We start from the raw sequence: 24,106 nt of genomic DNA, 5'->3' as shown, positions 1-24,106 counted from the left end.
GTTCACCCCAGGTCGAAGAAACGTTCCAGCTCCACGTCGGGAATCTTGCGCCGGAACTCGTTGTGCTGGCTTTCGCGCGTCGAGGAAAACGCTTCGACGAAGCGCGTTCCGAACCAGTCCTTGGCAAAGGCGGATCCGCGCAGTCGTTCGATCGCCTCGGGCATGGAGCGTGCAAAATCGCGCGCCGGTTCCTGGCTGTAACCATTGCCAATTGTCTCGGGCTCGGGTTCGATCTTTTCCAGGATACCAGCCACGCCCGCGGCGACGGTTGCGGCAACCGTGAGATACGGATTGGTGTCGGCGCCTGGCAGACGGTTCTCGACCCGGAGCGAACCTGCGTCGTGACCGACGATGCGGAAGCAGGTGGTGCGGTTTTCGTAACCCCAGCTCAGGCCGGGCGGCGCGAACGTGCCCGGAGCAAACCGGCGATAGGAGTTGACCGTCGGCTGGAACAGCAGCGTCATGTCGCCGATGTAGGTCTGCAGGCCGCCCAGGAAATGACGGAAGGTCTGCGACACGGCATTCTTCTGGGACGGGTCGTGCAAGACCGACTTCCCGTCGCGATCCTTCAGTGAGACGTGGACATGGATCGACTGGCTGTCGGCCGCTTCGGTCCAGCGCGGCATGAAGGTAACGCATTTGCCCTGCCGCTGTGCCAGAGCGCGCAGGAAGTTCTTCAGCAGCACCAGCTGGTCCGCCGGCTCAAGCCCCTCGCCCGCAGCGATGCAGGCCTCGAGGAAGCCGCCGCCGATTTCCTCATGCATCTTGGCGAGATCAATGCGCAGCGGCTCGCACATCGCAGCCACTGCTTCGTACCATTCCGTCTGTTCAACCTGGTAGAGCACGAGATCGTGGCTGTTGTGATGCGTCGCGGTCCTGAGATTGCGATAGCCCTTGGCGCGCGCACTCTCCGTCGTCTCGTCGAACAGCGTGTATTCGAGCTCCATGCCGTAGCGGGGCACATATCCGGCATCGCCCACGCGATCGAGAACCCGCTTCAGGATTGAACGCGGGCAGAGCTGCGCTGTTTCGCCGGAGTAATTGGACAATACCAGCAGGTCGTGCCCAGGCTTTGACCAAGGCAAACGGCGCGTCGTCGACGTGTCGAGGACAAGCGGATCGTCGTGGAAATCCGAAGTGCCGTCTGTGACCCCAGGGACGAGCTGGATCACGTCGGTCGGATCGAGCGCCAAGGTGACCGGCGACATGCCCATGCCACTTTTTGCGATGCCTTTCAGGCTGCCGGCAGAAACCATCTGTCCGCGCAGAAGGCCATTTGTATCGACCATCGCAACCGTGGCGAACCGGCTGGTCGGATCGGCCAGATATTCATCAACTGTCATGTTCCACCTGCTGCAGGGAATGGGCGCTTTTGAGCGCTTCTAGTGTGGCGACGTCCTCCGCTGGCCGTGTCGAATAGGCCTTCAGGAAGACGCGCAAACCGTTGTTTATGTAGCGTTCGATTTCGGCCCGGCTCGGCAGACGATCCGGCATATAGAGGGCCTGGTTTCTGGGTGCCGACAGGATCAGGCCCCAGAGATCCTGCGCTGCCAGTTCCGTATCTTCGAAATCGAGCTGGCCGTGCGCGCGACGGCCCTCGAGATATTCCATGATGCCGCGCAGCAGCCGGTCGGGTCCGGACTCCTGGTAGGCGTGACCGATCTCGGGGAAACGGTGCACTTCGCCGATGATGAGGCGGGCAAGCGACAGCAGATCGGGACGCAGGACCGTATCGGCATAATCCCACGCGAAGCCCAGCAGATCGGCCACCATGCCGTCGCCGGACGGATGCTGGAAGAACTCCAGCATCAGGTCGCGCTCGCCCAGCAGCATGGCCGAGAACAGCGCCTCCTTGGATTCAAAATACTGATAGAGCGTCGGCTTCGACAGGCCGGCCTGGACGGCGACCGCATCCATGGTTGCGCCCGAATAACCGGTTTCGGAAAACACCTTCAGGGCAGCATCCAGGATGCGACGCTCGCGAATGATCCGGTTCTGCTGACGACGCGGAAGAATGGTCATTTCGGCAGCTTCCCAAGGAATTCCAGCAGGATGCGGTTGTAAGCCGCCGGCTGCTCCACATTGCAGACGTGCCCGGCGTCCACGATGGTTTCGTAGCGCACGTCGGGTGTCGAGGCCCGAGCCAGGATGCGGTGCGCGACACCGCGGATTTCCGCCGGCGGAGCCAGCCGGTCATGTTCGCCGGTCATCATGAGGACGGGCATGCTCAGGCGCGCTAAATCGAACCGCTCCAGCGGGTTCGTGAAACACATGAGCGCGTCGCGATAGGTCGTGGTCGGTATCGCTGCCATGGACTGCAGCAACTGCATCCTGATCGCGTGCGACGCGTTTGGGCCGGCCAGCACCTTCACCACCGATGGTGCAAAGTCCGCCGGCGTCTGGCCGGCATCGATCGGCACCAGCCGGCTGACGCGAAAAGCTTCCCGTTCCTCCACTCCTGCCTCGGACATGCCGGTACAGCCACCGGAGAGCACCAGGCCGGCCAACAGATCCGGATGACGCATGGCAAAGGATGTAGCGATCCAAGAACCGTAGGAAAGGCCGATCAGCACCAACCTGTCCGCACCCAGCATCTCTCGAATATGCAGGATGTCGGTACAATAATCGTCGACGGTGGATTGGTTTGGCCCGAGCGTGCTGTCGCCATATCCGCGCAAATCAAGTGCTGCCGCCGACATGAGGTTTCCGGCAGCAGACAATTGCGGCAGCCAATTGGTACGTCCGCCGCCAATGCCGTGCAGGAACAGGCAAAGAGGCCCCTGTTTTCTTGGTGTGACCGTCAATGCCAGGCGCGGCGTCTCGCCGAGGCTCAAATTCTCGCCTTCGATCGACGAAAACGTTGCGCTGGCCTCGGTTTCGCTCCGACGCCCGACCTGCTTGAAAAGCGCATCGATCCCAGCTTCGAAAATCGGCTTTGTTCCCAGGCAAACCGAGGCGGCACGCTCGGCGTCCGGTGCTTCCACCTCGGCAACCCACTCGATGGTGCTGCCGCCTTCCTCGGCCGATGAGACCGTGAAGCGGGCATCATAACTGTCAATGCCCGCTATCCCGTCCAGATGGCTGTAGGCAAGCGAACGGTCGCTGTCGCTGAGAAAGGTCAGGCGCTCTCGATAAAGCGTGTCCTCGCCATGTGCCGTGAACGCACGAACCAGCGATCCTCGCGCATCGCGCTCGGCGCGGATCGTTGCAACCCCCGGATGCCAATGGCCGCAGAAATCGCGGGCGACAGTCCACACCGCCTCCGGCGAGGCAGGACTGTGACCGATGACCTGGACCTGATCGCGCGCCATGACAGCTACCGGACCGCGCGGGCACCGCTGCCGCTGTCACCCCGCCACAGCGAGGTTCGGGCGCCGCCCTCGTCGCCGGGAGCATGATCGAGCTCATCCATTTCATAGAGGGACAGTACGCCGAGATAATCCTCCATGATTTCGGAGGTGAACGGCAGCATCAACGCGCCGCAACGGCTGTCGCGATACATGCGCTCCAGCGGCAGCGACTTCAGCATCGACTGGCCACCGCATGTGCGGATCGCCATCGAGGTCATCTCGGCGGCGCCTTCCATCACGTTGTACTGGGCGGCATACATGCGCTGCACTTCCGCCTTGTTGGGGAAGCCCTTCGATTCGCTGAAGGCCTGCCACCACAGCGCGCGCATGTTGGCGAGCCGCGCATACATCTTGCCGACGGCGATGCGCTTGGTGGCATACATGCGGCGGTCGACCGGAGGCTGGCCGGGGATCTTGCCCCTGAGGTAGTCCACCATGAAATCGTAGGCGCCCTGCGCCACGCCCATATAGGTGGGCGAGAGCGTGATCATCATGTGCGGCCAGTTGGGCAGCGTCTTGTTGAAGATGCCGCGTGGCATCAACAGATCGTCGGCGCGAACGAAGACGTCCTTCAGGATCAGGTCACGACTGTTGGTGCCGCGCATGCCGAGCGGATCCCAGTCACCCTTGACTGACAGGCCCGGCGTATCCTTGTGGACGACGAACAGCATGGTGTCCTCGTGCCGTGGCTCCTGGCCTTCGAACACCTCGGTGCAGACGATGGTGTAGTAGTCGCAATAGCCGGCAAGCGAAGCGAATTTCTTGAAGCCGTTGATCATCCAGCCGCCATCCACCTTGCGGCACTGGGTCTGGTTGGGCTTCGAGGTCCAGTTCTGGCCACCTTCGGAGATCGGCTGGGAGAAGATCGCCTTCTCGGCAACGGCGCGGCGGAATTGGCGCTCGCGCAGCGGCGCGAAGATCGCCTTCTCCTCAGCCGTCAGGTTCGGCATTTCGAACATGAAACGCGACCATGCCATGGAGGAATTGTGCATGTTGAAGGTCAATGCGGTGGCGCCGCAATATTTGCCGATCTCGGCGCCGACCATGGCATATTCGAACATCGAAAAGCCCCAGCCGCCAAACTCCTCCGGGATGCACAGCCCGAGGAAGCCTTCTTCGGCGAGGTCCCTGTAGTTTTCGACCGGGAACGAAGCATCGTCGTCCACCCCCTTGGCACGACCGGCGAAGCGCTCGCGGCCCAGCTCGTTGACGCGGTTGAGGACCTTCTGGACCTGCGGCCGGATGCGCGACAGGTCGTAATAGTCGGAAATTTCGCTCATTCTCGGTCTTTCTCCAGCGGCGTCAAAGCGCCAGTTCGCCCTGCAGGACGCCGTGCTTGACGACGACCGTTCCGTCGAGCGTGATCGTGCAGTTGCGCATCGGCAGATCGAAATGGCCGAGCGTATAGCGCCCGGCATATTGGTTGGCCCCCGTCGACCAGAGGAACGACCCCGCCAGAGCACGAAACTCGACCGCCTGCATGTCGCGCTTGTCGTACATCGCAGCCGATACCCAGCGCGCGCGCGGATGCATGCCCCAGCCGACATGGCTCATGCCGTAGGCGTTACGGTCTTCCCAGGCTTCCATGTATTCGCGGAAATGGATGGCATCGATGCCGTCGCCTTTGATGGCCGTCACGAAGTCGTTCTCGACCGTGAAGTCGATGCGGCTGGTCAGCGTGCTCTTGAACGTCAGGTTCATGTCGCCGACGTCCATGACGATGCGGCCGTTGACGCTGTTCTGTCCCGGGAAGGCCAGGCAAAGGCCGCCCGGCCAATGCGCGACATCGCCCGGCCTGGTGCCGAAACCAGGCGTACCGCCGCAAGGCGCACCGCGAAGGTCAATGACGAGATCCGTGCCGGCGGCGGAGGTGACGCGCATCTCCTTCGCCTCGCGCAGCATCTGCACGCCCAGGGCCACCTTCGGGCCGAGCTCGGCCATCGGCTCGGTGCGCTCGAGGATTTCAGGATGTTCGTTGCAGACCACCAGCAGGCGCGTATTGCCGGCTTCCTCGATCTCCGGCCATTCCGGAGCGTGGATCAGCCCCTCCACCGTGCAGTCGACGATGACCTCGACGCGCTTCAGCGCTTCGATGACGGCGCGGTTCTGCTGAATGGCCCAGGACGTGCCGGTTGACTTCACCGGAACCGGCGCCGTCTGGCGCGGAGTCGGCATCTGGATCATGCAGTATTCGGCACCGAGATCATGCAGCGCCAGATCCGACAGATGGATCAGCACCGGACGCGACTGCGTTTCGGACAACACGGCCACCCTGGTGCCCGCGCCGATGGCGTTGAGTGCGAAAACCCGCCGGAAGCAGGCAAGCCACTTCCCTTCGATGCGCTCTTGCAGCATCGCGTCCTTCCCATTGATGTATCGCTGTTTTTGCGATTTTCTTTACTTGTCAGTTAAGTTTTATCGGCACGCGCAATTTGTCAATAGGATTTTCGAAAATTATGGCTTGTCCGACAGAATTCCGGCAAAGGCGGCCTGATGGTCACGCCAGGTCGGGCGCACCAGGCTGAAAGTGTCGCGGCTGCGCACATAGTCGCTGCCGTAGGAGCGGGCCACGAGATCGAGTTTCGGAGTGTCGATATGGGCTCGCTCAGGATCGAGCACGAATTCGTCGGCTATGTGCACGGTTCGTACATGGCCGATGACGACAAGCTGCGTCGGCCCCGTTTCGACGGTCGACAGGGAAACGCACTCGAAGGCGACGGGGCTTTCGGCAATGCGGGGCGGGCCTATTCTGTCCGACGGCAGGGTTTGCAGTTCCGCGAGCTTCAATTCCTCGATCCCCGCCGGCGCATCGATCGAGGTGATGTTCATGGCCCGCACGAGCCGCTCGGGCACAAGGTTCACCACGAACTCGCCAGTATCGAGGATGTTGCGGGCCGTGTCCTTGAAGCCCCGGTCGGGGCTGGCAAGGATGCCGAGCGCTATGGTCGGCGGCGCTGACCCCATGACATTGAAAAAGCTATAGGGCGCGGCATTCACGCGCCCTTCGACATCCTGGGTCACCACCCAGGCGATCGGCCGCGGCATGACGGTAGCCGCAAGCAGCTTGTAGGCGTTCTGCGTGCCGACATCCTCGAGGTCGAAACGCATCAGACCTCGCGGACGGCCGGTTTTGCCCGCGTATCGACGACGAGGCTGAAGACATCCGGTCTCGCATAGTGACCCGTGACATCGAAGTCGAACTTGGCACGCATGACTTCGCCAGGATCGATCTCCGCATAAAGGATCGTCTCGCCGGCGAAATCGGGACCCGCAAGCACCTTGCCCAGCGGGCTGATGATGGCGGAGCCGCCCCGCATCATCACCAGACCCGGATCGTCACCCAAAGCGCTCTCATGATCGGGGCCGAACGCCGCGCGCATGATGTACTGACAGGCAGTGAGCACGAAGGTACGCCCCTCCAGGGCGATATGCTGCATGCTCGGCAGCCAGGTGTCGCGGTCGTCCGCGGTGGGTGCACAATAGAGCGTCACGCCCTGGTGGTACATGTGCATGCGCAAGCCAGGCATGTAGTTTTCCCAGCAGATCACCGCGCCGATGGTGCCGATATCGGTGCGAAACACCGGCATGGTGGAGCCATCGCCGAACCCCCAGATCAATCGCTCTCCAGCCGTCGGCATCAGCTTGCGATGCTTGCCGACAAGCCCTCGCTCGCCGTCGAAATAAAGCACTGTGCAATAGAGTGTGGCGCCGTCGCGTTCGATGACGCCGACCACAGCGAAAGCCCCGGTTTCCGCCGCGGCTTCAGCCAGTATCGCCACCTCCTCTCCATCGAGGTCGATCGCACCGGCGTGGTAGTGGGCAAACGCGGCCCGCCCCTCAGGCTTCCTCATGCCGATGGGTGCGCCGAAGCTTGCTCCCTTGGGATAGCCTCCGACCAGTGCTTCAGGGAAGACGACGAGCTTCGCTCCGTTCGCCGCCGCTTCGCGCAAGCGCCCAGCCGCGGCTTCAGCGGTCGCGCGGGCATTGTCCGGCACGGAGGCCATCTGAACGACAGCCGCTTTGAATGTCTGGGTCATGGACTTCTACTCCGGTGTTGCGTCGACGACGGGATGCCGCAGCGAACCAATGCCTTCCACGCAGGCAACGATGGTGTCACCCGGCCACATCCATTCCTGCGGACTGCGCCCCGCGCCGACACCTTCAGGCGTGCCCGAGGCAATGATATCTCCCGGCTCCAGGGTGATGCCCGAGGATATGTCCGCAATCAGGTCGTCGACTTTGAACAGCATATGGCGCGTGTTCGAGCGCTGTTTCTCCACGCCGTTTACTGTAAGCCAGAGATCGAGTGTCTGGGGATCCGGGATCTCGTCCGCGGTGACGATGCAGGGACCGAAGGGAGCATAGCTGTCCTGGCCCTTGGAGAAGATCCACTGTCCCGCCCGCCGATTGTCGCGAGCCGAAACGTCGATCATCACCGAATAACCGAAGACATGGCGCAGCGCATCCTGCTTGCCGACCCTCCTGGCCGTGGTGCCGATGATCACCGCCAATTCCACCTCCCAGTCGAGCTGCTGGGTGATCTTGCCGTTGTGCTCGATCCCTTCGCCCGGCCCGACGACCGTCGTCGGCGGCTTTGAGAAGATCACCGGCTGCTTGGGCAGATCCTTCGACGTGTCGAGCGACTTGGCGCTTTCAGCGACATGCTCGACATAGTTCAGACCGATGCCGAAGATGTTCTTGCGTGGCCTGGGGATCGGCGCCAGCAGCTTCACATTGGCCAGCGCCACGGCCGTTCCCGTCGGGAAGCGGCCATTGGCGTCGGCAAGGCAATCGCGCAATGTCTCGATACCGGGCCGGCCGGCATCGATCAGCTCCAGCATGCTCGCGGGCAGGTTTTTGCCGGCCGCGTCAGCCAGGGCTGCAACGTCGACCACCAGGTCATCGACGATCACGCCAAGCCGCGCCGCCGCCTCGACTGAAGCGCGATAGGTCACGAGTTTCATCTTGTTTTCCTTAGAGGAGCGGCTGGAAGCCGCCATTGTCACCGAATGCCTGCTCGCGGTAGAGGCCGAGCGCCCGCATCACCGGAAGGTCCGACAGGCAGAACAGGCAGGCGTCCTCCTTGTCTGAACCGTTGATATGCTCGTGCCATGCCCAGGACGGCACGCAGAAGATGTCGTGTTCCTGCCAGTCGTAACGCTTGCCGTTGATGACGGAATGGCCCTCGCCCTTGGCGACGTGATAGAGGCCGCTGCCGGTATGACGGTGGGCCTTTGTGTGCTCGCCCGGGCGCAGCATCTGCATGCTTGCTCCCATGGTCTGCATGACGGGTCCTTGCGTAACCGGGTTCACATATTCCATCAGCACGCCATCGAATGACGAGCCTTCCGTGCAGGCCGAGTATTTCGTCAGCGCTTCGTACGTCGGCGCCCATTCATATTTGAACATCGGGCTGTAGCCCTTGTCCCAGCCCTGCCCCGTCGGCTTCAGCCCAGGATTGCCCCAGGTCTTGGTCATGTCGTCGACTGCAAATCCAACCGCCTGGCGCAGGTCCGGATGCACTTCGTAGAAGTTCGCCTCCATCGCATTGACGAACGGAATGTCCAGCCCGTCCTGCCAGATGCATGGCGAGCCGGTGGCCTCGACACCATGTTCGTGCCAGGTGCCGTTCGGCGTCAGCACGAAGTCATTCGCGCCCAGCGTCATCTTGTGGCCGTCGACGACTGTATAGGCACCGGAACCTTCCATGATGAAACGGATCGCGGAGGCCGAATGGCGATGCGCGCTGGCGACTTCGCCTGGGTTCATCACTTGCAGCCCGGCATAGAGCCAGCCGACGGCCGCCGCGAATTCGGTTCGGCCGGGATTGTTCAGATAGATCACCCTACGGCCCGCTTTTTCCGGCGTGACCAGTTGCACCGAACGCAGGACGTGTTCGCGCAGGTCGCGATAGCGCCAGACGACCGGGACCGATTGCGATTTCGGCTCCCATGGCTCGATCTTGTTCGCCACCGTCCAAAGCGCACCGGCACTGAAACGCCCGAGGTCCCCGTAATACGCCAGCAACTCAGGCGTATCCTCGACATTCGCCCGCCCGACGACATCCTCCCGATGGTTTTCGTGCGATTTCGTCATCGAACCCTCCTGTTCGCAACCCTATCGACTGTCAGCATGGGCGATCACTTTTTCGAAAGCAATAATTATTTTCGAAAATCTTTGGAATTGCCGACAAACAGACCTCTACGCTAGAGTCACAGCAAAGGATCCAGTCATGACTCTTGCCGAGAAGGCCTATGACGCCCTGCGTCACGACATCATTCGCGGCGAACTGACCCCAGGGCGACCGCTGCGCCTTTCCGACCTCAGCGAGCGTTATGACATGGGTTTCTCGCCCCTGCGCGAGGCGCTAAACCGGCTGCACGCCGAGCGCCTGGTGACGGCGGAATCCCTGCGTGGCTTCCGCGTCGCACCGCTCTCGCTCGATGAGTTGCATGATGCCGTGAACGTACGCATCAAGGTCGAATGCGACGCGCTCCGCGCTTCGATGGAGCTTGGCGACGACAACTGGGCGGCAGGCATCGTATCAGCTCTTTACGCGCTCAACCTGCAGGTTGCTCGTGCTGGCCCGGACGCCGATATCTGGGCGCTCGAAGCCCGGCACTATGCCTTCCACCGCGCCCTGCTGGCAGCCTGCAATTCACCCTGGACGCTGGAGTTCTTCGAGCGCCTTTACGCCGCAACCGAGCGTTATCGAATTCCAACGCTGCTGGCAGCGACCCACCCGGCCGGACGCGATGTCCAGGCGGAACACAGTGCATTGGCCGAGGCGACCCTGGCGCGTGACGCCGACAAGGCGACAGCCCTGCTGGAGGCGCATTACCGAAAAACCGCGGACCATCTGAGCAGTGTCTTCAGCACGGATAATCCAAACGGCATGGCAGTTGCAGTCTAACTACCGCTTTTTCCGATTGACCTGCTCCCTGGAGAAGCCGGCCATCGACGCATAGCCGCGCACGATGGCCTCGCGTTCCTGGTAGGTCGCGACCTGCTCGATGTCGTCGAAGCCGTGAGGAGCGCGCGTTTCGATCATATCGATGACGCCCTCGGGTCCACCCTTGCGATTGGCCAGCACGATTTCGCTCGTCGCTGTACGGCGTTCCGTATCGTAGGCACTCAGCCCATCCTGGATCGAGGCGGCACCGCTCAGATGCCTGGCGCAGGCAGATCGCATCGAGAACCGCCTGGCTGGCGCCATTTGAACCGACCGGATACATCGGATGGGCAGCGTCACCGAGCAGGCTTACCCTTCCGAACGACCAGCGCGCCACAGGATCCCGGTCGCAGTTGGGGTATTCATAGAAAGGCCCCGTGGCTTCGATCAGGCTTACTGGGTCGATGAATCCGAGCCGGAACTTGTCGCGCACGAAGGTCAGCGCTTCTTCGAGACGTCCCGGGCGATTCCAGTCACCCCGTCCCGATGGCACTTTGCCCGCATCGGTGCGTGCCATGACAGCCCAGTTGGTCAAGCGCCTGTCCGGTTTCGCGGGATCCGCATGGATCGGATAGAATACGAATTTGGAGGTGTTGCTGCCGGCGATGACCATCGTGCGCCCATCCTGATAGACGGGCCATTCAACCGCTCCTCTCCAGATCATGATACCGCTCCAGACCGGCTGGCCCTGATCGGGATAGAGAGTGGAGCGAACCCTGGAATGGATGCCATCTGCGCCGATCAGCGCGTCACCGTCCGCCTCCATCGATCCGGCCCCCTCGGTCCGTTCGAACCGCGCCGCCACGCGATCGCCGCGTTCCTGGAAGCCAACGAGCTTGTGATCGACATGGATGTGCGCCGGGCCCAGCCGCTCCATTGCGGCCTGGAAAAGCACCTGCAGCAACTTGCCGCGATGGATGCTCAGCTGCGGTGTGTCATAGCCCGCATCCATGCCCCGCAATTCCTGCCAGACTGTCTGGCCAAGGCGATTGGCGTAGATCAGTTCGCGGGTTCTGATGCCCGCTTCATCCAGAGCCGGCAGGAGACCAAGTGTCGCCAACGCCTTGATTGCATGCGGCAGCACATTGATGCCGACACCGAGCTCGCGCACGGACGGAGCCTGTTCGAACACGTCTGCCTCGATACCGGCCGCATGCAGGCAAAGCGCGGTTACGAGCCCGCCTATGCCTCCACCCGCAATCAAGATTTTCATCCGCGCCTCTTCCTGTTCGAGTTCGGCCCCCGGCTTGGTTTGGTGATGATGTTTCCGATTGACCTTTAAGCGCGAGTTTTCCCGCTACCCGGCAGGAACCCGGATGCGGCCAATGCACCGATAACGACCAACAGCGCCCCCGCCGCAACAGTGGTTGACACGGTCCCGACACCGAAAACGGCGAGCAGGACAAGGGAAGCCAACGGCGTCAGATAGGCGATGCCTGAGATCATCGCCGTACAACCCGTCCGGACCGCACGATCCCATAACGCGTTGGAAAGCGTCAGCGGTGCGATGCCGATCCCCGCGATGGCCAGTCCCTGAGGGAGCGAGAGGCTCGCAGATGGCTCGAAGGCCCAATGAAAACCGAGTGCCAGAACCGCAAGCAGCCCCATGGAAGGCCCCACCACATCATGCGTCTCGCGCCCATACGAGCGGACGGCGGCGTAGATGGCAAAGATGAGACCGCTGAAGAAGGCAAGCAGGATACCGGTGGCGTCAAAACCGTTGTCGAAGGCAGGCCCGATCGCAACAGCCGCTCCGATGAAAGCACCCGCAATGCCGAGGCCCTGCACACGTCCAAGCAGCTGCCTCCGAAGCCGTGCCATGATCGCGACGAGCAGCACGGGCCAGAGATAGGAAATCACATTGGCTTCCGCCGGTCCGATCCTGCGTATGGCCAGCAGATAGAGAATGTTGTTGGCCAGCAGGCCGATCGTCACGATGGCGAGTGTTCGAGGTGACGTTGCGAAAAAATCTGCTGTTTTGCCCTGGGCCGTCGAGACGCCGAACGAAATGACGAAGCCGACGGCCGCGGCCAGGCCGAATATAAGGAACGGCGGCGCCGGGTTCGCCACGGTGGCCAGCGTCGGCCATGTTGACCACAACAACACTGCGCCGAGCGCGAGACCGGCGGCCCGCGCCTGCGGACCGAAGGGCGGCAAGCGTTCAAGGAGCGTATCGAGGCCGAGAAGCAGGGACGGCGTGGCAACGTTCATTACCAGAGCCTAACATGGCTGCCCGAACGGTGCGAGCCAAGGCCGGTCATCAGCACAAGCTGCGCATGAACAACGGCTGAGCCGGCCAGCCGTTGCCTGGCCAGAACCCGACGTTCAGATCCGCTCGCACGCCGCGATCGCTGACCTCGGAGCCGATCTCCGGCACAAAACGATGCATCGGGATGCTTCACGCAATCCGTTGCTGAAGCTGTGCCATATCGACAGTGTTGCGCAGGCCGGTCGCAACGACTGAGACCCGGAATTTTCCCGACAAGGCCGGATCGAAGATGGCACCGACGATGATGTCGGCATCGGCATCGACCTCTTCCCGTATCCTTGTCGCCGCCTCATCGACCTCGAACAGCGTCATGTCGGTGCCGCCGCATATGGACACGAGCAGGCCCCTGGCGCCTGTCATCGAGGCCTCGTCGAGGAGCGGATTGGCGATTGCAGCTTCCGCTGCCGCCCTTGAACGCCCTTCTCCGGTGGCTTCGCCTGTCCCCATCATCGCACGCCCCATGTCTTTCATCACCGACCTTACGTCCGCGAAGTCAAGATTGATCAGGCCTTCCTTGACGATGAGATCGGTGATGCACCGGACACCCGCGTTGAGCACGCCGTCAGCCATCACGAATGCGTCGGCAAACGTGGTCTTGGCGTCGGCGATCCTGAACAGGTTCTGGTTCGGGATGACGATCACTGTATCCGCACTCTCTCGAAGGCGCTCTATGCCTTCCTCGGCTGCCTGCATCCTGCGCCGGCCTTCAAAGGTGAAGGGCTTGGTGACGACGGCCACCGTCAAGATGCCGGCATCGCGTGCGGCGCGTGCAATAACTGGCGCCGCACCCGTTCCCGTGCCGCCACCCATCCCGGCCGTGATGAAACACATGTGGGTTCCTGCCAGATGATCCATGACTTCATCGATGGATTCTTCCGCTGCCGCGCCGCCAACCTGGGGGATGGAGCCGGCGCCCAAGCCTTCGGTCACATGCGCGCCCAGCTGGATCAGTCGCGAGGACTTCGACATGGTCAGCGCCTGGGCATCGGTGTTGGCAGCGACGAACTCCACGCCTTGCAAGCCCTCGGCGATCATATTGTTGATGGCATTCCCACCAGCCCCGCCGACCCCGAAGACCGTAATCTTTGGCTTCATCTCCAGTATTTCAGGCTTGGCGGTCATTGTGGTCCCTCTACGAAAAGCACCCGCTACGCCGCGCAAAACCGAGCAACGAGCATACGAATCAGACGATTCCCCCGCTCCTAGGGAATCAGAGGAGACGCCTTGCTACAAGATCGAGCTGAGGCTGGCACTGGCCTTCACGTTCATTTGTGCACCGCCAGGGCGGCTTTAGTGCGACGGGCGCATGGCGCATTGGCCTGAGGCGGTTGTCACCGTCATCGGTCTTTCCTTTCAGTTGCGGGGTTGCCTTTCAGAAGGGCGGTTGGGCGATGATAAGACAGTCGCGCGTTCGGACGCAGAAGTCGGCGATGGCAAAATCGATATGGGAAGTCGGCAACATATTTAGGAACGATATTGATCCCGATCGGCACTGTTACTGCCAGGTCGCCAACGCGACTTTGATCGTATTCTTCGCCGGCACACATCGTGATGAGATCGCACTCGATCGCATTCCCGTGTTGCCGGTCGCGTTCAAGCTTTGGACGATGAAGTACGCACTCACCAAAGGCGGCTGGCGCTATCTCGGAAAGTATGACGTCGCCCCAGAAAACGCTGTTGAGCCATACTTCTTCAAGCAGGACGCCTTCTGCGGTCGTCTGGTGCTGTATCATTCGACTTTCGCGGCGACCAACTATGAAAGGCCAGCGATGCTTTCCGAATGCGAAAGGTTAGAGTGCGCTGCCGTTGGGGACCCGGCACATCGAGGACAGACTTCGTGCTCTCGCTGATGGACGCCCGAACAAGTGGGTCGACAGTTTAGCCATCGCCCCGGCGAAAGTGCCTAGCCAGGCGAGGTGTCCATAAGCCAAGTGCGGATGGCTGAGAACTGGCTTGAGATGCTATGTGCAGGCGATGCGCCGGTTTCCCTACATCAGCCTGATTATCCTCGTTGCTGCTCTAGTGGCGACGTTTTGGGTTGAAGAGGTGACGAGCACCCACTGCGCCTTCGGTTTCGGCGGCTTCCAGTGCAATGAGCCGTATGAAGGCTGGCGTAGCGCGCTCTTTGCCCTCGGTCTGGTTCTAGTCGGCGCATCAGCACTTCTGGTATGCGTCGCAGCCTGGCAGGTCTTCCGATGGTGGCGGGCTGGGAGAGCTCGTTAGGTGATGGACGCCGCCCTCTCGCATTGCTTTCTTGTCGTCGGGCAACACAGCCGTTGCCGGCGCTCCCTCATAGGCATCGCACATGACTGGCCGCAGGCTGCCACCCATTCGCCAGCGGGCTTCTGCGCATGGCCCGCGCAAGGTTGCTGCAACCTTGGCCGCAGATGATGGAGCAAGCGCCGATGGACGAAATGATGGCACAATTCGGCTGGCTCAAAGTCCAGCGGCGGAAGAGTATGTTCGGAAGGCCGACAGAAAATGCCTCGGCGTCAAATAATCAGGCCGTGTGATCGATCAGATGGAGAACATAATATCCCGAAACAAAAACTCAGGTTCGGGGAAAAGCGCCGTAAATTCAAAGGTAAAATAGTATATTGGTGGGCCCGGAGGGACTCGAACCCCCAACCAAGCGGTTATGAGCCGCCGGCTCTAACCATTGAGCTACAGGCCCCACGCGGGCTGGATAGTGTTTTTCGTGGCGCCACACAAGGCTTTACGAGCACACTCGCCAACATCGCCCAAATCAATCCATATTCGGCGCCTAATCGGGCCATCGCCACTGGCGAACAACGGAGTTTTTCGATGACCAGAGCCTTTTTGCCCCTCGCCCTCGCCGCCGCCGTCGCAATGCCTGCGATCGCCAGCGCAGCCGAAACCCCACAGCCGCCACGCATCATCGTGTCCGGCGAAGGCGAAGCCACCGTCGCGCCCGATCTCGCCCTGCTGTCGCTCAGCGTCATGCGCGAAGCCAAGACCGCACGTGAGGCGCTCAACGCCAACAATGACGCCATGGCTGCCGTGATTGCCGCTATGAAGGCAGCCGGCATTGCCGAGCGCGACCTGCAGACGGCCGGCATCCAGATCAACCCGCGCTACAACTACACCAACAAGCCCGACGGCAACCAGGAGGCGGAGCTGATCGCCTACCAGGTCACCAACACGCTGTCGGTGCGTGTGCGTGACATCTCCAAGACTGGTGAAATCCTCGACAAGGCCGTGTCGCTCGGCGTCAATCAGGGTGGCGGCATCTCCTTCACCAACGAGAATCCCGCAGCCGTCGTCACCGAAGCGCGCAAGAAGGCCGTGGCCGATGCAATCGCCAAGGCCAAGACGCTTGCGGAAGCCGCCGGCGTCAGCGTCGGCAAAGTCTTGGAAATCACCGACCAGAGCTACGCGCCTCCGCCGATGCCGATGAACGCCAAGGCCTATGATGCCGCCGGCGCTTCGGTGCCCGTACAGGCCGGCGAGAACGCCTACAAGGTCATGGTCAACGTCACCTTCGAGCTGAAATGATGTGGTAGGACTGGTGCCTGATATCAGGCACCAGTCTGTTGGGTCGTAAAAGAGAAGGCCCCGGAGGATCGCTCCTCCGGGGCCTTCTCTTTGGACTTTGCAGCCCGGCGGTGTCTTAGCGGTAAAGCACTGGGCAGCCGCGCTCGCGGCCGAACACGACCATGGTGCGTTCGCCGTCCTGGCGGCCGGCAACCTTGATGACGCGACGGTTCACGTCCACGATGCGAGCCCGCCAGACACCCATGCGCTCGGCCTTGTTCAGCGCCCATTCCGGCGAGCAGCCGGGACGATCGCGGTCCCAGCCACGGTCGCGGCGATCCCAGCGATCCCCGCGCCAGTCGCGCTGGTCGCGGTCACCGGCGTAGACGCCGAAGCGCGGCTCGCCGCTGCCGAGGTTCAGATAGATGCCGTCGGCCTGCGCGGTGGCAGGAACGGCAGCGAGAGCGCCAAAAGCGACGAAAGCCGAAAGTGCGGCAGCCTTGATCTTGGTCAACATGATCTTCTCCTTGTGGAAGCCTGTTTGCTGTGAACCCTGTTCGCCGAAGCGATAATGTGACCCTAGCGGGACATGGCTGAACCGAACGGGAACCGCTCGTTCATGCAAGGTTCATTTCGCTGATGACCATAGTCGGGCATGGAAAAGGAATGGCGGCGTGGCCGCATACATGCCTGTTCGACGGCTCGCCCTGTTTCAGGGCTCCTCGTCGAGCACATAGTCGAAATAGTCTTCAGGCTCAGCGAGATCCGTCTCGCTGGCGCGTACCCGGCCACGCATCGAGATGCCTGCCTCGTGCACAGTCTCCGCGCTGCCGGAGAGCAGGCGGTGCCACCAGTAGAGATCATGCCCTTCAGCGACGAGCCGATAGGCGCAGGTCGACGGCAGCCAGCTGATGGTGCGGACATTCTGCGGCGTGAGACCGACGCAGTCGGGCACCTTGGCCAGGCGGTTGCTGTAGTCGTGGCAACGGCAGGTGCCGGCGTCGAACAGGCGACAGGCGACGCTCGTCCAGTAGATTTCGCCGGTGTCCTCGTCCTCGAGCTTCGACAGGCAGCATTTGCCGCACCCGTCGCACAGCGATTCCCACTCCGCGGGAGACATCTCCTCCAGCGTCTTGGCCTTCCAGAAGGGTTCGCTTTCCATCCGGCGCATGTGGCGCGCCGCGGCCGCGACGTCAAGCGTATCCGGCCAGCGTCATCAAAACGCCCGTTCGATACCCCTACTCTCACCGCTGCAGCTCTTGCCGGTCGAACCGACCGCGCCTACGGGCCTCGGCAGCGTCCCCGCAAAGGAGATTCGATATGAAACGCCAACAACGGATCCTGACTGGAACCGCTCTCGGGCTGCTGATGGCCTCGTCGCCGCTTGCTGCCCTGCCACTCAAGAACGACCTTGCAGCGGGCACGCCATCCCTGCTGATCCTGGCCCAGGCGGAAGGTGACGGCTCTGCCGAGAACAGCCAGCCGCCGGTGGAGCAGGCCGCTCCCGAACCACAGCCCGAACCGGCTGCTGCGCCTGAACCGGTGGCAGCACCCGAACCTGCACCGGCAATTGAACAGCCCCCTGCTCCGGAACCACAACCGGAACCGGTTGCCGCACCGGAACCCGTGGCGGCACCGGAACCCGCGCCAGCCGTCGAGCAGGCCCCTGCTCCGGAAGCAACTCCGATACAGGCGCAGCAGGAACCAGCGGCAGAACCACCTGCCGAGCCTGAACAGCCGCGCAAGAAACGCAAGCAGAGCGAGGAACAGGCCGAGCCGGCGCCGGCAGAACAACCGGCACCAGCGGAAGCTGCCCCTGTCCAGCAGGAAGCGCCCGCCGCCGAGCCGGAACAGCCACGCAAGAAGCGCAAGCAGAGCGAGGAACAGGCTGAACCCGCTCCGGCAGAACAACCCGCGCCCGCTGAAGCCGCTCCCGCCCAGCAGGAAACTCCAGCCGTGGAGCCGGAGCAGCCACGCAGGAAGCCCAGGAAGGAGCAGGCCGAACCTGCGGCCGAGCAGCCGGCGCCTGTCGAAAAGGCGCCGGACGCGAAACCCGCAGAACCCGAGCAGAAACCGGCTGAACCGGAACAGAAGCCGGCTGAAAGCAAGCCAGCCAAGGAAGAGCCCGCAGCCAAGGAAGAACCAACCCAGGCAAAACCGTCCGATAGGCCGGAAGAGGCGAAGCCTGTCGATAAACCGGTTGAGCCGGAGGCAAAGCCGACTGAGCAGCCAGCGCAAGGCGGCGAAAAACCGGCGACTGGCGAGCAAAAGCCTGCCGGTCAGGGTGACGCGTCCACCAAGCCTGCCGGTGAACCTCAGCCCGGCGAACAGCCGAAACCCGGTGATGCGACGCAGCCGGCACAAGGCGGACAACCGCCGGCTCCGGCCGATGGCGGCCAGCTACCGGCAGCCGGGGAACAAAAGCCAGCGGGGCAGCAGATCGACACGCCGGCCAACCCTAACGCCGCGCCGATCTTCGACAGCCAGAAGGATGCCCAGCCTCCGGTCAGCGGCCAGAAGGGCGACAGCGTCCAGCCGCAGCCTGGCCAGACACCAGCCGGGCAGCCGGTGACACAGCCCGCCCAACCAGTTCAGCAGCCGACGGAAAAGGTGCCGCCCCCCAAGGACGACAAGGCGGCACAGGTGACGATCCAGCCGGAAAAAATCGCCCCGGTGACGGAGGAGAAAGGCACGCGGCTCGAACGCGCACCGGATTTCGACGTACGCCGGCGTCCGCGTCCTGAAGGGGCCGATATCGTCAAGAACTACGGCGATCGCACGATCATCCAGTTCAACAACCAGATCATCGTCGAAAGCAACGACCGTCCCCGCATCACCCGTGACGCGCAGGACGTCTACTACGAGGACCTGCCGCGCGGCCGCACCCGCGAGACCATCGTGCGCGACAATGGCAACCAGATCATCACCATCCGCAATCGCAATGGCGATATCATCAGGCGGTCTCGCATCACGCCGGACGGCCGCGAATATGTGCTGAGCTATGTTGACGAGCGTTATTACGAAGACATCAGCGAGTGGCGCGACCCAGGCGACGAGCTGCCGCCGATCTACATCGACATTCCGCGCCGGGAATACATCCTGGAATCGGAGTACGTCCAAAGCCCCGAAGACTATTATGTCTTCCTGGAACGACCGCCGGTGGAGAAGGTCAAGCGCCTCTATTCGATCGACGAGGTCAAGCGCTCGGCACGCGTGCGCGACATAGCCCGCCGCATCGATCTCGACACGCTGAATTTCGAGTTCGGTTCGGCAACCATTCCCGAAAGCGAGGTCGAGAAGCTGCAAGGCGTGGCCGATGCCATGCAGAAGCTGCTGGCCAAGAACCCTGCCGAGACCTTCCTGATCGAGGGCCACACCGATGCCGTCGGCTCGGACGTCGCCAACCTGGCGCTGTCCGACCGCCGCGCCGAGGCCGTCGCCAATGCGCTGAGCAGCGTCTTCGACGTCCCGCCGGAGAATCTGAGCACGCAGGGCTACGGCGAACGCTACCTGAAGGTGAAAACACAGAAGCCGGAACGCGAGAACCGGCGCGTCGCCATCCGCCGTATCACCCCGCTGGTGGCACCGGTGGCAAGTGCAAAATAGGCGCGACGCCCCCGCTAGGGCATTGATTCGCCACAATGGGAGCCCCAGATATTAACGGGGTTCCCTGCCCCGTCCCGTCCTGAACGGGACGTCAAGAGGCCCGGCCGGCTTACTCCACCGACCGGGTCTTTTGTTAGGATCATTTGGCATCAACGGATCCGGCATGGCGCATTTCGTGTCTTGCCAAGACCGCGCCGCTCACCAGAGCGTTTCCGTTTTTCACGGAAACGCGGAAACGCTCTGACTTTTGCTTTTGCGCAATTCCGGACGAAAAACCGCTACACACTTTTTCTGGAATTGCTCTAGAACGACGCCGACTGGAAGCACGGACGCATCTTATGAAACGCCTCGAACTCGCCATCGAATCCATCATCCTGGCCTCGCGCTGGCTTCTGGTGGTGTTCTATCTCGGGCTTGGCCTGGCGCTTGCCATCTATGCGCTCTCGTTCGCCAAGAAACTCTACGAGTTTGTGAGCACCGTCATGGTGCTGGGCGACACGGATACGATCCTGAAGATTCTCGGCCTCATCGATGCCGCCCTCGTCGCCTCGCTCGTGGTCATGGTCATCATCTCCGGCTACGAGAACTTCGTCAGCCGTTTCGACGAGCATGAAGGCAAGGTGCATTGGCTGGGCACGATCGATGTCGGCTCGCTTAAGGTCAAGGTTGCCTCGACCATCGTCGCGATCTCGTCAATCCATCTGCTGCAGGTGTTCCTGAACTCCTCGTCCTACTCCACCGACCAGTTGATGTGGCTGACCATCATCCACCTCACCTTCGTGCTGTCGGCGCTGATGTTGGCATACATCGACCGTCTGATGGGTCATGGAAAAGGCGACAAGTCGCCGGACTGACCCGCGCAATCAGCCGGGTACCCGCCTCAGAACAGGCCCGTGACCTTGGTGTCCGTCCTGGCGAACACCTCGTCGGGCACGAAGAAATCGCCGGCGAGTGCACCCTTCGCGCCCGGCGCATACTTCGAGAAATCGCTGACCCCTTGGGCGCGCAGCACCTCTTCGTCGATGTAGAAATTGCCGGTCGCCTCGCGCGACGGCCGCGTCAGGATCGCATGTGCCGCATCGGCCATGATCTCGGGCGAACGGCTCATTGACGCAACCGTCTCACCGCCGAGAAGATTGCGGACCGCCGCCGTGTCGATCGCCGTCAACGGCCACAGCGAATTGACCGCAATGCCCGCCGAAGAAAACTCCGCGCTCATGCCCAGCGTGCACATCGACATGCCGAACTTCGCCATCGTGTAGGCGACGTGGCCCTTGAACCATTTGGCTTTCATGTCGAGTGGCGGCGCCAGATTCAAAATATGAGGGTTCGACGCCAACTTCAGGTGCGCAATGCACATTTTGGAAACAAGGAATGTGCCGCGCGTATTGATCTGATGCATCAGATCGTAGCGCTTCATGTCGGTTTCGAGCGTACCGGTGAGCTGGATGGCGCTGGCATTGTTGATGCAGATGTCGATGCCACCGAAACGCTCGACCGTCCTGGCGACGGCTTGTGCAACCTGTGTTTCCTCGCGGATGTCGCACAGAACCGGGAGCCCCTTGCCACCAGCCTTTTCGATCTCTTCTACTGCTGTGTGGATGGTACCGGGCAGCTTGGGATGCGGCGTGTCGGTCTTGGCCGCGATGGTGACGTTGGCGCCATCGCGGGCGGCGCGCAAGGCGATCGCCAGCCCGATGCCGCGCGACCCGCCGGAAATGAACAGTGTTTTTCCCTTGAGCGACATGCATCGGCCTCCTTGCAGCAATCGCCGATCCTTGCCCGGGCAGGACTGGGATGCAAGGTGCGATAGCCCTTGACGATGATGACAGTGCGGAGTGCCCGGTCTTTAGACCAGCACCAGGCCTTGTCGCATAGCGATCGCGATCGCGTCGGTGCGGTTGGCAGCTCCGAGCTTGGTCAGGATCGCCGCGACATGGAACTTGGCGGTATGCACGGAAATGTCGAGTCGGCGGGCGATCACCTTGTTGGGTGCGCCTTCGGCAAGCAGGGCCAGCACCTCTGCCTCACGCGGAGACAGCGATGGCCGCGCCACGACCTCGTGTTCGCCGGGATGATCGCCTGCCTCGGCCGGGAAACCGGCGTCCAGGGCCTCTTCATCGCGCACCGCGTGATATCCCGCCGCTGCCAGTCGCGCCGCGGCGCCGATCAGCCCGTCCTCGGCGTTCGGTGGCAAGACAGCGAAGACACGGCCCGCACTGCCGTTGACGGCGGCAACCGGACGAGGCGACAACAGCACCAGCGGCGCGTCCAGCTGGAGGGTGGCATTGTCGACGATGGCGACGTCGAAGCCTGACACACTGCCCGCCGGAACAGGCGCGAACTCCTCCCCGGCAGCCAGAGATGCCGACAGCCGCTCGGCCCGCCCGGCATCGCCGAGTGCGATCAGCACTGTCAGTCGCCTGCCTGTCATCGATCCTCTCAGTTCAGCGGCTTTTCGCCGATCGTCACGGTAACCTCGCTGCGGCCGCCGCCACGCAGGATGCCGAGTTCGACCTCACTGCCGGCACTGTCCGGCCCCAGCCTGCGCATCAGGCCGCGCGGCCCTTCCACCGGCTCGCCGTTCCAGGCCACGATGATGTCGCCGACATGCAAACCGGCCGCCTTGGCGGGACCGCTTTCGTCCAATCCCATCACCATGGCACCGGCGGTGTCGCCGTCACGGGCGGGATGCAGGGCAGCCCCCAGATAACCGCGCACGACATGGCCCTTTTCCCTCAGGACTGCCACGGTGCGTTCGATGGTTTCGAACGGAATGACCAGCGCGCGGCGGCGTGGCCCGAACAGAAGCATGCCGATCAGCGCGCCTCCGGAATCCAGCACCGGGCCGCCTTCGAAACGGCTGCCGGCGCCGACGGCAAGGTTGATACGACGGTCGATCGTTCCGCCCCGCATCGAACGCCAGGCTGGGCCTGCTTCACCGACCGTTCCAAGCACCGCAAGGGCCGCGCCTTCGCTGTTGCCCGTGGCGATCGCGATGTTGCCTGGCCGCACAGTTGAGGCGCGCGCCAACACCGGCAGATCGATTCGCTCGGTCTTCAGCAACGCGATGCCCGTCGAGGGATCGCGGCCGGTGAGCGTCGCCTTGGCTCGTTCGCCGGAGCCGAGTGTCAATTCGATTTCATCGTCGGCATCGAGAACCTCCTCGGCGGCGACGAAGTAGCCAGCCCCCCAGTGGAAGGCTGAGGTGGTGCGGCCATGGTGCGCGTCGAGACTGGCGACGACAGGTGCCGCGCCTTCCGCGATATCGGCGATGGCGTCCGAGAAGGCGCCAAGATTGAAGTCGCTCATGATGACCTCCGGGATTGTTGGTTCCCCAGATATCGCTGGCTGGCGCCGGCAATGATACTCGCCTGACGGCTAGGAAGACCGGCTGCTGGCCATCTGGTCAGGTCGCGGCGAAAGCTCACGCTCCGCACATATAGGCATCGATCCACGTTTTCACATGGGAAGCCTGCCATGGCGCTGCCAGCTCTCGATCCAGCTCCCCGGGACGACATTCTGCTCGATGCCTATTCCACCACGGTCGCCGACGCCGTCGACCGTATCGGCCCTGCCGTCTGCCGGATAGAGCGGATCGGCGGACGCGGAGGGCACGGTTCGGGTTTCGTCATTTCGCCGGACGGCTTGATCGTCACCAACTTCCACGTCGTCGGCGACGCGCGTGCCGTGCGTGTCGCCATGCCCGACGGCACCGTCGATGAGGGACGTGTGCTCGGTGCCGATCCGGACACCGACATCGCATTGGTGCGCGCTGGCGGCTCCTTCGCCAATGTCGCACCGCTCGGCGATTCCAAACGGCTCAGGCGCGGCCAGATCGCAATCGCCATCGGCAATCCACTGGGATTCGAGTGGACGATCACCACCGGTGTCGTCTCGGCGCTCGGTCGCTCCATGCGTGCCACGACGGGTCGCCTGATCGATGACGTCATCCAGACCGACGCCGCGCTCAATCCAGGCAATTCCGGCGGGCCGCTGGTGTCTTCCGCAGGCGAAGTCATCGGCGTCAACACTGCCATGATCCCCGGTGCGCAAGGCATCGCCTTCGCTGTGGCCTCCAACACGGCCAACTTTGTCATCTCCGAAATCATCCGCTTCGGCCGTGTGCGCCGCGCCTTCATCGGCATTTCCGCCGATACGACCAACCTGCCGCGTCGAGCCGCCCTGCTTTCGCAGGTCACCAGCAGTACCGCAGTGCGGCTGCGCAGCATCGAGCCGGGTGGTCCCGCGGCAAAGGCCGGTTTGAAAGAGGGCGATATCATCGCTGCCATCGACGGGCGGCCGGTGACCGGCGTCGACGATCTGGTCCGGATGCTGGATGCCGAGCGCATCGGCTGCGAGACGGTCTGCACGGTGCTGCGCCGCACCGGCATCAGCCGCATCGCGGTGACGCCGGTGGCAAGAGCCGGCTGA

General features: G+C 62.6%; 22 protein-coding genes, 1 tRNA gene and 1 pseudogene. 6 read left to right on the top strand and 18 right to left on the bottom strand.

Annotated elements, in window-relative coordinates; all coding sequences use genetic code 11:
- Positions 1 to 2: 2 nt before the first annotated feature.
- The 9 genes from ACFJIU_RS04755 to ACFJIU_RS04715 all read right to left on the bottom strand — a co-directional run bounded on the left by ACFJIU_RS04755 (position 3) and on the right by ACFJIU_RS04715 (position 9,446).
- Positions 3 to 1,343, bottom strand: a complete 1,341-nt coding sequence (locus ACFJIU_RS04755; RefSeq protein WP_379068062.1) for a glutamine synthetase family protein — start codon at positions 1,341 to 1,343, stop codon at positions 3 to 5.
- Positions 1,333 to 2,022 carry a TetR/AcrR family transcriptional regulator gene (locus ACFJIU_RS04750; RefSeq protein ID WP_379068060.1) on the bottom strand — a complete coding sequence of 230 codons (690 nt, stop codon included), beginning with the start codon at positions 2,020 to 2,022 and terminating at the stop codon, positions 1,333 to 1,335. The genes ACFJIU_RS04755 and ACFJIU_RS04750 overlap by 11 nt, the downstream gene beginning before the upstream one ends.
- Positions 2,019 to 3,311 (bottom strand): alpha/beta fold hydrolase, encoded by a 1,293-nt coding sequence (locus ACFJIU_RS04745; protein ID WP_379068057.1) that lies wholly within the window; start codon positions 3,309 to 3,311, stop codon positions 2,019 to 2,021. Before ACFJIU_RS04745 ends, ACFJIU_RS04750 begins: the two co-directional genes overlap by 4 nt.
- A 5-nt stretch (positions 3,312 to 3,316) precedes the next feature.
- Positions 3,317 to 4,630: an acyl-CoA dehydrogenase family protein gene (locus ACFJIU_RS04740; protein WP_379068055.1), complete on the bottom strand. Its 1,314-nt coding sequence runs from the start codon at positions 4,628 to 4,630 to the stop codon at positions 3,317 to 3,319.
- A 22-nt stretch (positions 4,631 to 4,652) separates the two neighbouring features.
- Positions 4,653 to 5,705 carry a peptidase M29 gene (locus ACFJIU_RS04735; protein WP_379068052.1) on the bottom strand — a complete coding sequence of 351 codons (1,053 nt, stop codon included), beginning with the start codon at positions 5,703 to 5,705 and terminating at the stop codon, positions 4,653 to 4,655.
- Positions 5,706 to 5,804: 99 nt separating this feature from the next.
- Positions 5,805 to 6,458, bottom strand: a complete 654-nt coding sequence (locus ACFJIU_RS04730) for a flavin reductase family protein (protein ID WP_379068049.1) — start codon at positions 6,456 to 6,458, stop codon at positions 5,805 to 5,807.
- A complete protein-coding gene (locus tag ACFJIU_RS04725; RefSeq protein ID WP_379068046.1) occupies positions 6,458 to 7,387 on the bottom strand; it encodes a carbon-nitrogen hydrolase family protein in 930 nt (309 codons plus the stop codon). Before ACFJIU_RS04725 ends, ACFJIU_RS04730 begins: the two co-directional genes overlap by 1 nt.
- A 6-nt stretch (positions 7,388 to 7,393) precedes the next feature.
- Positions 7,394 to 8,314, bottom strand: a complete 921-nt coding sequence (locus ACFJIU_RS04720) for a fumarylacetoacetate hydrolase family protein (protein WP_379068045.1) — start codon at positions 8,312 to 8,314, stop codon at positions 7,394 to 7,396.
- Positions 8,315 to 8,324: 10 nt separating this feature from the next.
- The gene (locus tag ACFJIU_RS04715; protein ID WP_379068042.1) at positions 8,325 to 9,446 is read right to left on the bottom strand and encodes a cupin domain-containing protein; all 1,122 of its coding nucleotides are present in this window, start codon (positions 9,444 to 9,446) and stop codon (positions 8,325 to 8,327) included.
- Between the two features lie 136 nt (positions 9,447 to 9,582).
- On the opposite strand from ACFJIU_RS04715, the gene ACFJIU_RS04710 reads away from it, so the two are divergent.
- Positions 9,583 to 10,263, top strand: coding sequence for a GntR family transcriptional regulator (locus ACFJIU_RS04710; RefSeq protein ID WP_379068040.1), 681 nt, complete (start codon positions 9,583 to 9,585; stop codon positions 10,261 to 10,263).
- Here the strand turns inward: ACFJIU_RS04710 and ACFJIU_RS04705 are convergent.
- From ACFJIU_RS04705 to ftsZ, 3 genes and pseudogenes are all read right to left on the bottom strand, one after another.
- Positions 10,264 to 11,515, bottom strand: a pseudogene (locus ACFJIU_RS04705) (flavin-dependent oxidoreductase).
- Positions 11,516 to 11,580: 65 nt separating this feature from the next.
- Positions 11,581 to 12,513 carry a DMT family transporter gene (locus tag ACFJIU_RS04700; protein ID WP_379068037.1) on the bottom strand — a complete coding sequence of 311 codons (933 nt, stop codon included), beginning with the start codon at positions 12,511 to 12,513 and terminating at the stop codon, positions 11,581 to 11,583.
- Positions 12,514 to 12,700: 187 nt separating this feature from the next.
- Complete coding sequence (ftsZ, locus tag ACFJIU_RS04695) at positions 12,701 to 13,693, bottom strand: cell division protein FtsZ (RefSeq protein ID WP_379068034.1); 993 nt, start codon at positions 13,691 to 13,693, stop codon at positions 12,701 to 12,703.
- A 308-nt stretch (positions 13,694 to 14,001) separates the two neighbouring features.
- On the opposite strand from ftsZ, the gene ACFJIU_RS04690 reads away from it, so the two are divergent.
- On the top strand, positions 14,002 to 14,421 hold the full coding sequence (locus tag ACFJIU_RS04690) for an Imm26 family immunity protein (protein ID WP_379068031.1): 420 nt from the start codon (positions 14,002 to 14,004) through the stop codon (positions 14,419 to 14,421).
- Positions 14,422 to 15,169: 748 nt separating this feature from the next.
- Here ACFJIU_RS04690 and ACFJIU_RS04685 read toward each other — a convergent pair.
- A tRNA-Ile gene (locus ACFJIU_RS04685) sits at positions 15,170 to 15,245 on the bottom strand.
- Between the two features lie 131 nt (positions 15,246 to 15,376).
- On the opposite strand from ACFJIU_RS04685, the gene ACFJIU_RS04680 reads away from it, so the two are divergent.
- A complete protein-coding gene (locus ACFJIU_RS04680) occupies positions 15,377 to 16,087 on the top strand; it encodes an SIMPL domain-containing protein (protein WP_379068028.1) in 711 nt (236 codons plus the stop codon).
- Between the two features lie 115 nt (positions 16,088 to 16,202).
- Here ACFJIU_RS04680 and ACFJIU_RS04675 read toward each other — a convergent pair whose 3' ends face one another.
- Together ACFJIU_RS04675 and ACFJIU_RS04670 are read right to left on the bottom strand one after the other, a co-directional pair.
- Positions 16,203 to 16,583: a hypothetical protein gene (locus ACFJIU_RS04675; protein WP_379068025.1), complete on the bottom strand. Its 381-nt coding sequence runs from the start codon at positions 16,581 to 16,583 to the stop codon at positions 16,203 to 16,205.
- A 195-nt stretch (positions 16,584 to 16,778) separates the two neighbouring features.
- Positions 16,779 to 17,237, bottom strand: a complete 459-nt coding sequence (locus ACFJIU_RS04670) for a YcgN family cysteine cluster protein (RefSeq protein WP_379068022.1) — start codon at positions 17,235 to 17,237, stop codon at positions 16,779 to 16,781.
- 149 nt (positions 17,238 to 17,386) lie between these two features.
- On the opposite strand from ACFJIU_RS04670, the gene ACFJIU_RS04665 reads away from it, so the two are divergent.
- Both ACFJIU_RS04665 and ACFJIU_RS04660 read left to right on the top strand, forming a co-directional pair.
- Positions 17,387 to 19,672, top strand: coding sequence for an OmpA family protein (locus ACFJIU_RS04665; RefSeq protein ID WP_379068019.1), 2,286 nt, complete (start codon positions 17,387 to 17,389; stop codon positions 19,670 to 19,672).
- Positions 19,673 to 20,010: 338 nt separating this feature from the next.
- A complete protein-coding gene (locus ACFJIU_RS04660) occupies positions 20,011 to 20,526 on the top strand; it encodes a TIGR00645 family protein (protein ID WP_379068016.1) in 516 nt (171 codons plus the stop codon).
- 26 nt (positions 20,527 to 20,552) lie between these two features.
- Here ACFJIU_RS04660 and ACFJIU_RS04655 read toward each other — a convergent pair whose 3' ends face one another.
- The 3 genes from ACFJIU_RS04655 to ACFJIU_RS04645 form a co-directional block, all read right to left on the bottom strand.
- On the bottom strand, positions 20,553 to 21,419 hold the full coding sequence (locus tag ACFJIU_RS04655; RefSeq protein WP_379068013.1) for an SDR family oxidoreductase: 867 nt from the start codon (positions 21,417 to 21,419) through the stop codon (positions 20,553 to 20,555).
- A gap of 102 nt (positions 21,420 to 21,521) precedes the next feature.
- On the bottom strand, positions 21,522 to 22,106 hold the full coding sequence (locus ACFJIU_RS04650; RefSeq protein WP_379068010.1) for a response regulator transcription factor: 585 nt from the start codon (positions 22,104 to 22,106) through the stop codon (positions 21,522 to 21,524).
- Between the two features lie 8 nt (positions 22,107 to 22,114).
- Complete coding sequence (locus ACFJIU_RS04645; RefSeq protein ID WP_379068007.1) at positions 22,115 to 22,984, bottom strand: S1C family serine protease; 870 nt, start codon at positions 22,982 to 22,984, stop codon at positions 22,115 to 22,117.
- 168 nt (positions 22,985 to 23,152) lie between these two features.
- Here ACFJIU_RS04645 and ACFJIU_RS04640 point away from each other — a divergent pair, with 168 nt between their 5' ends.
- Positions 23,153 to 24,106, top strand: coding sequence for a S1C family serine protease (locus tag ACFJIU_RS04640; RefSeq protein WP_379068004.1), 954 nt, complete (start codon positions 23,153 to 23,155; stop codon positions 24,104 to 24,106).

Source organism: Mesorhizobium sp. UC74_2 (assembly GCF_042701485.1).
Classification (GTDB): domain Bacteria; phylum Pseudomonadota; class Alphaproteobacteria; order Rhizobiales; family Rhizobiaceae; genus Mesorhizobium.
The sequence above is the reverse complement of the archived record's forward strand: the minus strand, read 5'-3'. Positions and strand labels throughout refer to the sequence as shown.